General features: G+C 70.1%; 8 protein-coding genes. All 8 read right to left on the bottom strand.

What is annotated here, in order from left to right; genetic code table 11:
- Nucleotide 1: 1 nt before the first annotated feature.
- The gene (locus AC4GY7_RS05835; protein ID WP_491112457.1) at nt 2-1,003 is read right to left on the bottom strand and encodes a glycoside hydrolase family 3 N-terminal domain-containing protein; all 1,002 of its coding nucleotides are present in this window, start codon (nt 1,001-1,003) and stop codon (nt 2-4) included.
- 79 nt (nt 1,004-1,082) lie between these two features.
- Complete coding sequence (locus tag AC4GY7_RS05830; RefSeq protein WP_491112456.1) at nt 1,083-1,802, bottom strand: SPOR domain-containing protein; 720 nt, start codon at nt 1,800-1,802, stop codon at nt 1,083-1,085.
- Complete coding sequence (gene argS / locus AC4GY7_RS05825) at nt 1,802-3,526, bottom strand: arginine--tRNA ligase (protein WP_491112454.1); 1,725 nt, start codon at nt 3,524-3,526, stop codon at nt 1,802-1,804. Before argS ends, AC4GY7_RS05830 begins: the two co-directional genes overlap by 1 nt.
- A 56-nt stretch (nt 3,527-3,582) precedes the next feature.
- Nucleotides 3,583-4,725 (bottom strand): DUF1501 domain-containing protein, encoded by a 1,143-nt coding sequence (locus tag AC4GY7_RS05820; RefSeq protein WP_491112453.1) that lies wholly within the window; start codon nt 4,723-4,725, stop codon nt 3,583-3,585.
- A gap of 2 nt (nt 4,726-4,727) precedes the next feature.
- Nucleotides 4,728-6,203, bottom strand: coding sequence for a DUF1800 domain-containing protein (locus tag AC4GY7_RS05815; RefSeq protein WP_491112452.1), 1,476 nt, complete (start codon nt 6,201-6,203; stop codon nt 4,728-4,730).
- Between the two features lie 420 nt (nt 6,204-6,623).
- Complete coding sequence (locus AC4GY7_RS05810) at nt 6,624-7,802, bottom strand: deoxyguanosinetriphosphate triphosphohydrolase (protein WP_491112451.1); 1,179 nt, start codon at nt 7,800-7,802, stop codon at nt 6,624-6,626.
- The gene (locus tag AC4GY7_RS05805; RefSeq protein ID WP_491112450.1) at nt 7,799-9,700 is read right to left on the bottom strand and encodes an SPOR domain-containing protein; all 1,902 of its coding nucleotides are present in this window, start codon (nt 9,698-9,700) and stop codon (nt 7,799-7,801) included. Before AC4GY7_RS05805 ends, AC4GY7_RS05810 begins: the two co-directional genes overlap by 4 nt.
- A 215-nt stretch (nt 9,701-9,915) precedes the next feature.
- Entirely contained in the window at nt 9,916-11,448 is a 1,533-nt protein-coding gene (ftsZ, locus tag AC4GY7_RS05800; RefSeq protein ID WP_491112449.1) for a cell division protein FtsZ, read from the bottom strand.
- Nucleotides 11,449-11,561 lie beyond the last annotated feature (113 nt).

The following is an 11,561-nucleotide window of genomic DNA, read 5'->3' as shown; positions in this document are numbered from 1 at the left end:
GTCAGGCGAGGGCGAGGAAGGCATCGCGGCGGGCGACGAGATCCGCGAAATCGCCTTGCGGCACGCCGCGGCCGGCCATCGCCCGATCGAGCCGCGCGCGGGAGGCATCGGCTATCGTCCCGAGGGCGGCGGCGATCGCCACCATCTCGTCCATGCGGGCCCAGCAGTCGAGCACGAGGTCGCAACCGGCAGCGATCGCACCAGCAGCTTTCTCTGCCGCGGTTCCCGACAGGGCCTTCATGTCGATATCATCGGTCATCAACAGTCCGTCGAAGCCGATGGCGCCACGGATCACCCGGTCGATGACGATCGGCGAGAGCGTCGCCGGACGCGCGCGATCCCATGCCTCGAACACGATATGCGAGGTCATGCCCATCGGCGCATGCGCCAGCGTGCGGAACGGTTCGAGATCGATCGCGAGGTCTTCCGCGCTCGCGGTGACGGTGGGCAGCAGGTGATGGCTGTCCACCTGCGCGCGGCCGTGGCCGGGCATGTGCTTGACCACACCGACCACGCCGCCTTCTGCCAGCCCTTCCAGCATCGCGCGGCCTAGCGCGGCGACCTGCATCGGCTCGCCGCCATAGGCGCGGCATGCGACCGCCTCCGTCGTGTCGGGCTGCGCCACGTCGAGCAGCGGCGCGCAATCGACGGTGATCCCGACCTCCGCCAGCATCAGCCCCAGCGCCTGACCGTTGGCGCGCATCGCCTGGATCGCGGACATCGGCGCCCGCTCGTAGAGCGCAGCAAACGCGGGGCCGGCAGGAAAGTTGGGCCATTCCGGCGGCCCCATCCGGGCGACACGCCCGCCCTCCTGATCGATCAGGATCGGCAAGTCGTCGCGCCCCGACAGATCGCGCAGCGAGTCGGTCAGTGCACGCACCTGTTCACGATCACGGATGTTGCGCTTGAACAGGATGTAGCCGGCCGGCTCCGCGTCGGTGAAGAAAGCGCGTTCGTCGGGGGTAAGCGCAAGGCCGGCGGTGCCGAAGATGACAGGCTTCATACCGCCGGATTAGAGCATGATGGCGTGGCTGGAAACGGCTTAGGCCGGTGGCATCACGATCGGAAAGCCTCGGCGCCGCTCAACTCGCGACGAAGCAGCTTTCGCCCGCGACGCGGAGGCGACCGCAGATGTCGGCGGCCTGATTGGCGCTGCCGGCGTTAACGCGCAGGCGGTAGAGGGTGCGACCACCGGTGGCGACCGGTTGGATCGACTGGCCGAGCGGCGCGAGATAGCTGAACCGCTTGGCGAAACCGGCCCAGGACGACTTGGCGACCGCTTCGCTCGGATAGGCACCGAGCTGGACGAGCGCGCCACCGCTGGCGGCACCCGGCGCGGCACTGCGCTGGACGGTGACCGGCTGCGCCGCGACGAGGCGACCGCCCGAGGCCGGTACCTGTGCGACGGCGTTGCTGCCGCCGGTCGACGAGGACTTGGCGGTCGGCACGACGCGGCGGCCGTCGATCGGCTTTTCCGGCACCGCGTTGAGGTCGATCGAGCCGCTGCCCGATTTGCCGGCGCTGGTCGCGATGGCGGCATCGCCCTCGCCCTTCACCTTCAGGCCGCCGGGATCGTCCGGCCGCACCTTGTAGTCGCCCTGTTGCGCGGCGATCAGCTGACCATCGGCGCTCTGCCGCGTCTGCAGCTTGTAGATGCCGAAGATGATCGCGGCCAGCGCGGCGAGGCCGAGCACGACGAAGCCCAGGACCTTGCCGACAGGCGCACCGCGTTCCTCGTCAGGCTCGACGGTTTCGAGCCATGGCAGGCGATCCTCTTCGCGCAGATCCCTGTCGTCCGCCATCACTTCATCTCCGAAACCGCAACCACGCCCATGATGCTGAGCCCGTTACGGATAATCTGCGCGATCGCGGTCGCCAAGAACAGACGCGCACGAGTCGCATCATGATCCTCGACGATCAGGAAACGCCGGTCCGGCCGATCGTTACCGACATTCCATTGCGCATGAAAGGCCGCAGCCAAGTCATAGAGATAAAATGCAATTCTATGCGGTTCACGCGCCGTTGCCGCGGTTTCGACCACCCGCGGGAACTGGGCGGCGAGCTTCACCAGCGCCAGCTCCTCCGTATCAAGCCGGGACAGGTCGGCACCCCCTTCCGCAATGCCCGCCTCGGCGGCACGCCGATGGAGAGAGGAGACGCGGGCGTGGGCGTATTGGACATAGAATACGGGATTGTCCTTCGACGCCTCGACCACTTTGGCGAAATCGAAGTCCATTTGCGCGTCGGAACGCCGGGTCAGCATGGTGAAGCGGACCACGTCCTTGCCGACCTCACGCACGACATCGGCAAGCGTCACGAAGTTGCCAGCCCGCTTCGACATCTTCACCGGCTCGCCGCCACGCAGCAGCCGCACCATCTGGACGAGCTTGACGTCGAACCGCGTCTTGCCGCCGGTCAGCGCGGCGACGGCGGCGACGATACGCTTGACGGTGCCGGCATGGTCGGCACCCCAGATATCGATCAGCTGGTCGGCGGACTGGCTCTTCTGGAAATGGTAGGCGAGGTCGGCGCCGAAATAGGTCCATTGGCCGTTCGACTTCTTGATCGGCCGATCCTGATCGTCACCGAAGGCGGTGGAGCGGAACAGCGGCAGCTCGACGGGCTCCCAGTCCTCGGGCGTCTCGCCCTTGGGCGCTTCGAGCACGCCGTCATAGACGAGGCCGCGCGCGCGCAATTCCGCCTCGGCCGCCTCGGGCTTGCCCGCCGCCTGCAATGCCGCTTCCGACGAGAACAGGTTGTGGTGGATGCCGAGGAGTGCGAGGTCGTCCTTGATCATCACCAGCATCGCCGCGACCGCACGGGTGCGGAACAGCGCCAGCCATTCGCTCTCCGGTGCAGCGACGTAGCGATCGCCGAACTCGGCAGCGAGGGCCGCGCCGACCGGCACCAGATAGTCGCCGGGATACAGCCCCTCCGGAATGGCGACGCTCTCACCCAACGCTTCGCGGTAGCGCAGATGCACCGAGCGGGCGAGCACGTCGACCTGACCACCGGCATCGTTGACGTAATATTCGCGGATCACCCGGTGGCCGGCGAATTCGAGCAGGCTGGCGAGTGCGTCGCCGACCACCGCGCCGCGGCAATGGCCCATATGCATCGGACCGGTCGGGTTGGCGGAGACATATTCGACGTTGACGGTGACGCCCTCGCCCAGCGTCGATCGGCCATAGGCATCGCCCGCCGCGATGATCTGCGCCAGCTCGCCGCGCCACGCGGCGTCGGTCAGCGTCAGGTTGATGAAGCCCGGGCCGGCGACGCCGACGCTCGCCACCTCGTCGAGCTTGCCCAGTTCCGCGGCCAGCGCCTGGGCGAGCGCGCGCGGATTGGTGCCGGCCGGCTTGGCGAGCACCATCGCCGCGTTGGTCGCGAGGTCGCCGTGGGAGGCATCGCGCGGCGGCTCGACGGTGACGTTGCGGCGGTCGAGCCCTTCCGGCAGCGTGCCGGCGGCGACCAGCGTATCGAGAGCCGTCGCGACATGCGCGGCAAAGCGGGTGTAAAGCGTCATCAGCGTCCGTTCGGCAAAGGCGCCGCGCTCTAACGCAAGACGGGGGCCGGTTCAAATCAGGCGCGCATCAGCCCCTCGATCGCCGCGGTCTTCGCGCTTGCCGGGAACAAGGCCGCCATCGCACGCGCCGGATCGACGGCGAAATGCTCCGCCACCGCGCCGCCGATCAGCGCGTCGAGCGGCGTGGTCGGCTTGAGATCGCGCGCCTCGTAGAGGTTCGCCTGGGCAAGGCCCGGCCAATCGGCCATGACGCGGCCACCCTTCACGCCGCCGCCGAGCAGCATCGTCGCCGTGCCGGTGCCATGGTCGGTACCGTTGGTGCCGTTGACCGCGACGGTGCGGCCGAATTCGGTGGCGACCAGCACCAGGGTGTCGTCCCACACCGGGCCGAGGCCCGCCTGCAACGCGGAGATCATGGCGTCGAGCGCCTTCAGCTGCGCCGCCAGCCGCCCGCGCTGGCCGGCATGCGTGTCCCAGCCGCCGGTTTCGATCGTCGCGATCCGCGCGCCATTGGCGGGGCGCAGCAGCCTTGCAGCGAGCGCACCGGTGTTGCGCGCGTCCTTGTCGACAAGGTCGCCGGTCAGCTGGCGGGTGGCGAGCGCCTCGTCCCACAGGGCGTGCAGTTGCGCATCGCCCTGGTACAATTGCGTGACGCGGGCAAGCAGGTCGTCGGAGGCCTGGGGCAATGCCGAAGGGGCGTAGCTCGCCACCTCGCGCCGGCCGCGTAGCGCCATGGGCACCGTCGCCGCCACCGCGATGGCATGCGCGTCCTCGCTCGGCACCAGCCCGAGCAGCCGGTTCATCCAGCCGTCGCGCAGCTGGTAGGCGCTGACCCCGCCCGTCTCCAGCACGTTCTGGCCATCGAAATGCGACCGGTCGCGATAGGGCGAGGCGACGGCATGGGCGAACAAGGCCTGCCCCTGCCTGAACAAGCCGGCGGTGGTGGCAAGCGCAGGGTGCAGCGCGAACATCGCGTCGAGCTTCGTTCCCGCCGCGACATCCGCGGCGAGGTCGCCCCGCGCGCCGACGAAGGCCGGATCGCCGACCGGCCCGACGATGCCGAGTCCGTCGGCCGCCCCACGCTGGATGATGAAGACGAAGCGCCGCGCCGTCGCGGCTTTGGCGAACGCGAGCCTGGGGGCGAAGCCGCCGAGCACGCCCAGGGTGCCCGCCCCGCGCAGGAAGGATCGACGGTCCATGACTATCTCCGCATCATTTCGGGCGAGACGAGCAGCAGCGCCAGCGCCTGGTTCGGGCTTTCGGCGCGTTGCAGCGCCTGCGTGGTGCCGGCCGACAGCGCCTCGGGGAACAGGCGATCGGCGAGCGCGCGGGCGTCGGTGCCTGCCGTCGCACGCGCGGCAAAGCGCTGTGCCGCCTCGACCCGGCGCATCACCGCATCGGGCCCCGCCCAGCTGGGGGCGGTATCGTCCCAGCCGATCGGCTGCCCCGGCTTCCAGACCGGCTGGCCGAGCTGGTTCATCAGGCCCTGCGCCGAAGCCGGCTGGAAGGCACCGCCTCCCAGCGCGCGCCAGGCGGATACCGACCATTCCCACGGCGTCTTGAACTTGACCGGTTGCGGCACCCACGCTTCCGGCGAGGCGATCAGCGCGGCATAGACCGTCGGCAGGTCGCCGCCCGAGCTGCGGAAGGCCGCCTCCAGCCGTGCCACCATCGCCGGCGGCGGCGTATCGCCGGCGAAATGCCGGGCCAGCTTGGTCGCGACGTGATGCGCGGTCGCCGGATGGACCGCGAAGTCGGCGAGCACCGCATCGGCCTGCTCGCGGCCGCCGGCGGGATAGGTCTTGCCGAGGATCGTGCGGGCGCCCGGCTCGTGCACCTGATCGACGAAGACGAAGCTGCCGGGCGGCGCTGCGCTCGAAAAGCGCCCCGCCGGCCCGCCGCCGATGCCGCCGACCGTCCAGCCGGTCAGCGCACGGGCGAATTCGGTCACGTCGCTCTGGCTGTAGCCGGTGCGCACGCCCAGCGTGTGGAGCTCCATGATCTCGCGCGCCAGATTTTCGTTGAGGCCGACCTTGCGCTGCCCCCGCGCGGTGATCCGCGCGCCAAGCGGGCTGGCAGGCCCGATCGACACCGACTGATCGAGGTAGAGGAGCATCGCCGGATGCCGCTCCACCGCGAACAGCATGTCGCTGAACCGCCCCGTCAGATGCGGGCGGATCGCCTCCATCTCCAGCGTACCGGCGAGGCCGTTGAGCTCTGCCTTGTCGGCAGACACGGCGAAATGATTGGCCCAGAAATGCACCAGCCGTTCGGCGAACGGCGTGTCGCTCGCCACCGCCAGCTGCGCGCGTGCGGCGATCAGCGCATTATAGTCCTCGCGGTTGAGCTTCCTGGCAGCGGGGTTGGGCGGGTCGCCGTTGGGCAGCGGCGTCTTTGCGACCTGGGGCATGGCCGGTGCCGCCGTCATGGCAGGTGCCATGGTCGCATCGCCACCCGCCGACGCCGCCTTCTGCATCCGGTTCATCCGCCGCTCGGCGCGATAGGCGAGGATGTCGAGCGCCACGGTGGCGCTGCTCGGCGCGGCGTCGAGCGCCGGGGGATGCGGCTGATAGCGTGTCAACTGCTCCGCTAGCCAGCGGCGCGGATCGGCGGGCGGTGGATCACCGGGCCGGGCACCAAGCCCGAATCGGTTCAACGCGACGGCAGCTTCGGACACAGGACGCTCCTCTCTCTCCCGGAACGCCACCGGCTATAAGCCGGGATTGCAATGACATCATGAGGATGCGGACCTGAACGGGTGATGACCCGCCGCCCGCCCGGCTCGCGTCCTCTTCGCTTAGGGCTGATCGACATTCGATCCTCCCCGCCAGGAGGGGCTATCGCATATGGCGATGATGGCTGACGGCTTCGGGGAAGGGGCATGCCATCCCGATATTCTTCGTCACCCCGGACTTGGTCCGGGGTCCACCGTGCCGCAAAACCAACAGCGTATGCGTATGCGGCGCGGTGGATGCCGGACCGAGTCCGGCATGACGGGGGATTGAAGAACATCCCCGGATCGGACAGCCCCTATGCGACAGCCCGGCCTGGCGGGGCAGGATGAAGGAGGAGCCCTCATCTTGAAGGTCGATCGGCCCTAAAACCCCTCTGGCAGGTCGATCGGACCGACGATTTCGCGATAGCGGGCGATGGCGTAGCGGTCGGTCATGCCGGCGATGAAATCGGCGATATGGCGGCTGCGGCCGGGTTCGTCGGCGGGAACGTCCTCCGCCCAGTCGGCGCTCATCAGGCGGGGATCGGCGCGGTAGGCGGCAAACAGGCCGCTGACGATGCCGTGCGCCGCGTCCGCCGCGGCGAGCTGGCGCGGGTGATGGTAGAGATTGGCGTACATGAAGCGCTTGAGGTCGCGCTCCTCCTCGCGCATCTGCGGCGAGAAGCCGCACAGCGCCTGCCCCGCCTGCCGCACGTCGTCGGCGCTGGCGACGCCGGAGGCGGCGATGCGACGGCGCGTCTCCTCGATCAGGTCGTTGACCATGGTGCCGATCTGGCTGCGCACCAGTTCGCTCGCGAGGCGCTTGGGCGCGACATCGGGGAAGCGCACGCACGCCCCTTCCCAGCCACGCGCGACGATCGGCACCGCGAGCAACTGGTCGAGCGTCAGCAGCCCGGCCCGCAGCCCGTCATCGATATCGTGATTGTCGTAGGCGATATCGTCCGCGATCGCAGCGACTTGCGCTTCGAGGCTCGCATGGCTCGCAAGATCGAGGGGGAAGTCCGCATCCGCCTCGCGCAGCGCCCAGCCGGGATGGCGCACCGGCCCGTTGTGCTTGGCCAGCCCCTCCAGCGTCTCCCAGGTCAGATTGAGCCCGTTCCAGCGCGGATAGGGGCGCTCGATATGGGTCAGCGTGCGCAGCGTATGCCCGTTGTGGTCGAAGCCGCCCGCATCGGCGAGCGCCGCCTTCAGCGCATCCTCCCCGGCATGGCCGAAGGGCGGGTGGCCGATATCATGCGCGAGGCAGAGTGCCTCGGTCAGGTCCTCGTTGAGGCCGAGCACCCGCGCGATCGTCCGGCCGATCTGCGCGACCTCCAGGCTGTGGGTCAGGCGGACGCGGAAATGGTCGCCGTCCGGCGCCATGAACACCTGCGTCTTGTGGCGCAGCCGGCGGAAGCTGATCGAATGGATGATCCGATCACGATCGCGCTGGAAATCGTCCCGCGGGCCGCGGACGACGGCGCCCGCGCCGCCCGCCCGCTCTTCGTGGAGCCGGCCCCTGCTCGATCCCGGGTCGGAGGCCCAGGGTGCGCGGGCGGTCACTTGGCGGGCAGCTTCGTCACGACCTGTCCCGCCTCACTGGTGAAGGCGAAGGCGGGAACGCCTGCCTTGGCGAGCTGGTTGACGAAGGCGCGCGCCTCCGCATCGGTCTTGAACGGGCCGGTCAGAACGCGGTTGGTGGCGCGCAACGGCGTCGTCCAGCCGGGGCGGCTGCCGAACACATCGGGCGCCTTGGCCTTCATGATCGCATAGGCCTTGGGCAACCCGCCCTCGTACGCACCGCCGGCGACCTGCACCCAGATCCGTTCCGGATTGGCGCGGGCGGCCTTCTTCTCCTCGGCCGCGGCCTTGGCCTCCGCCAGCTTCTCCGCATCGGCGAGCTTCTTGGCGGCCAGCGCCTTCTTGTCCGCGGCGGCCTTGCGGTCGGCGGCGCGCTTGTCGGCGGCGGCCTTGGCGGCGAGCGCCTTTTCGGCGGCGGCATCGCGCTCTTCCTTCGCCTTCGCTTCGGCGATGACGCGCGCGGCGGTGTCCGAGGCGGGCGTCGCGACCACGGGCGCCGGGCGCGCCGGCTCGACGACGCCGAGTTCCGAGGCCGGGATGGTCAGGCCGGCGACGATGCGTGCGAGGACCGAATCGGCCTCCGAGCGCGACGGCGGTGCGGTGAAGGAGGATGCGGGTGCAGCCGCCACGGTCGGTGCGGGCGGCACTGCCGGCTCCACCGCCGCGGTGGCGAAGCCGGGCGCCGGCACCGTCGGGGCGGTCGCCACCGACGCAACGCGGGTCGGTTCCGGTGCGGGCGTCGCAACGGCGTTTGCGGGCAGCGGCTGGACGGTCGCTGCGGCCACGGCGGCGCGCGGCGGGGCGGTCGGCACCACCGCCGCGGTGACGGGTTCCTTGGCTACGGGGAGCGGCTGGACGACCGGCGCAGCGCTGGCGAAGGTCACGCCGGGCGCGCGCACCTCGGTCGGCACCGGCTGGACGCGGGCGAGTGCGGCGGTCGCGGCCTGATACGAAGGCGCTGCGGCGGCGCGGGTGGTGTTGGCCGCCACCGCCACGGCAGGCGCGGCCTCCTCGCGACCCCGCCGCGTGCGGCCGCGGCGCCGGTCGGGTTGCACCGGCTGGACCGCGGCGAGCGCCACCGGTGCCGCTTCGGGCGCCAGCTGCGGCAGGACGGGGGCGAGCCGCGCATCGGCCAGCCGCTCGGGCGTCGCGCGCACTTCGCCGAAGTGCACGGCAAAGGCCCGGTCCACTGCGCCGAGCGTCGGCAGCCGCCGGAAAAACGGTTGCAGCCCCTGCGCCATCCCGGTCGGCAGAATGGTGGTGGCGATCTTTTCTGCCCCCGCCTGATCGCCGCCCATCGCCAGCACGAACGCGCGGATGCGCCAGGCGCTGCGGTCGTTCTTGCGGAGCAGCGGATCGAGCTGTTCCAGCGCCGCCTCGCGCTTGCCCGAGATTCCAAGGGACAAGGCGTAGCGACGGATCGTCTCGTCGTCCGGCCTGGTTTTCAGCGCGAGGCGGTAATCGCGTTGCGCCCGCTCCTGCTGCCCGACCAGGTCATAGGCCAGCCCGCGATCGGCAGCGACGGGGCGGATGTCGAAGCCCGCCGCCTCGGCTTGCGCGAAATAGCGCAGCGCCTCGCCCGGTCGTTCGGAGCGGACCAGGATCGCCCCTTCCCCCGCTTTGATCCGCGGATCGTTCGGCGCGACCTTTTCGGCGCGGGCGTAGAGGGAAGCGGCGCCGCTGAGATCACCGAGCGACAGCGACAGGTCGGCAGCGGTCAGCAGCGCGGTGACGTCGCGCGGGTTGGCCGCGACCGCACGCATCTGTTCGGCGAGCCGATCGGCATCGGTGGTGCCGGGCAGCGGTTGCACCACCTCCTGCGCGGCAAGAGCGGCGGGCGCGCAGGCGAGCGCCAGGACAGCGGGGATCAAGAGACGCATGGGAGTAACGACGATCTTAGAGCGGAGCGACCCTGAACCGGCAATGTCCGCACCGCCGCGGCGCGGTGAACGGAGGCTGGCCGGCGACGAAGGAGAGGCGGTCACACTGTGCGTCGTGATCCAGGGCCTCTCGTCATCCCGGCGAACGCCGGGATGACGAAGGGGAGGTCGAGCCGAAGGCGCCGGGCCTACGGCTCTGGCCTGACGGGCCGTGCTTACTGGTTGTTCTGGCGGTGCAGGAAACGGGGGATGTCGATCGGGTCCTTGGCATCGCCCGCGCCCTCGTCGCGCGCCGGGCCGCGTGCGGCGTTGGACATACGCTCGAACAAGGTGCCGCCCAGCTTGACGCGGGGCTGCGGCGCGGCGTCGGGCGCGGCGGCGGTGTCGCTGCCCGGCGCGATCCACGGACGGCGGCCGGCTTCCGGAGCCGGGGCCGGCGCGCGCGGTGCGGCGGCGGCGGCGGCGGCGGCGGGCTCTTCGGCATAGGCGCGCGGCTGCTGCGGAACGATCGTCTCGGCACCCAGCACCAGTTCGTCATCCGCCGCGTCGGCGCTATCGCCCTTCACCGCATCGGCCGCGTCGAGGTCGAGCGGCGCGGGGTCGGCGGCGGCCGGCGCAGTGAAGGACACCGATGGCGCCGGCGCGGGAGCAGGCGCAGCGTCCGGCGCAGCGGCGGCCGGGGTGCTCGGACGGAACGAGGTGCTGTCGTCGGTCTTGCGGCCGGTGCCGAAGCTGAAGGAACGCGCCGCCTCAGGCGCCGGTGCCGGCACGCCGGGCTTCGCGTCCGAATCGATACCCGTCGCGACCACCGACACGCGGATGCGGCCTTCCAGCTCCGGATTGAACGCCGAGCCCCAGATGATGTTGGCGTCGGGATCGACCAGGTCGCGGATGTGGTTCGCCGCCTCGTCCACCTCGAGCAGGCGCATGTCGTCGCCGCCGGTAATAGAGATGATGACGCCCTTCGCGCCCTGCATGCTGACGCCGTCGAGCAGCGGGTTGGCGATCGCCTTCTGCGCCGCCTCCAGCGCGCGATTGTCGCCGGACGCCTCGCCGGTGCCCATCATCGCCTTGCCCATCTCCTGCATCACCGAGCGGACGTCGGCGAAGTCGAGGTTGATGAGGCCGGGCATGACCATCAGGTCGGTGATGCCGCGCACGCCCTGCTGCAGCACCTCGTCCGCCATTTCGAACGCTTCCTTGAAGGTCGTGTTCGCATTGGCGATCAGGAAGAGGTTCTGGTTAGGAATGACGATCAGCGTATCGACATACTTCTGCAGCTCCTCGATGCCGCCTTCCGCGCTCTTGGCGCGACGGTTGCCCTCGAAGCTGAACGGCTTGGTGACGACGCCGACGGTCAGGATGCCCATGTCGCGCGCGGCCTTGGCGATGACGGGCGCCGCGCCGGTGCCGGTGCCGCCGCCCATGCCGGCCGCGATGAAGCACATGTGCGCGCCCTCCAGCCGCTTGGCGAGATCGTCGATCGTCTCTTCGGCCGCCGCACGGCCGATCTCGGGCCGCGATCCGGCACCGAGCCCTTGCGTGATCTTCGCGCCGAGCTGGATGCGCTGCGGCGCGATCGACGATTTCAGCGCCTGCGCGTCGGTGTTGGCGACGAGGAAGTCGACGCCCTGCACGTCGGCGCGCATCATGTTGGCGATGGCGTTGCCGCCCGCGCCGCCGACGCCGATGACCGCGATGCGCGGGGTCAGTTCGTCGACCTCCGGAGTGATGAATTCGATGCTCATGACCTGACTTTCTCCGCCCCTGCCCGGACCGACACCCGGAAAAACGCGCCGGGACCCTGATTAACCTTTTGCCTCAACGAATCACGCGGTTCCACGAAAAAAGCGCGTGAGCC

Source organism: Sphingomonas sp. SP5, from assembly GCF_058313455.1.
The sequence above is the reverse complement of the archived record's forward strand: the minus strand, read 5'-3'. Positions and strand labels throughout refer to the sequence as shown.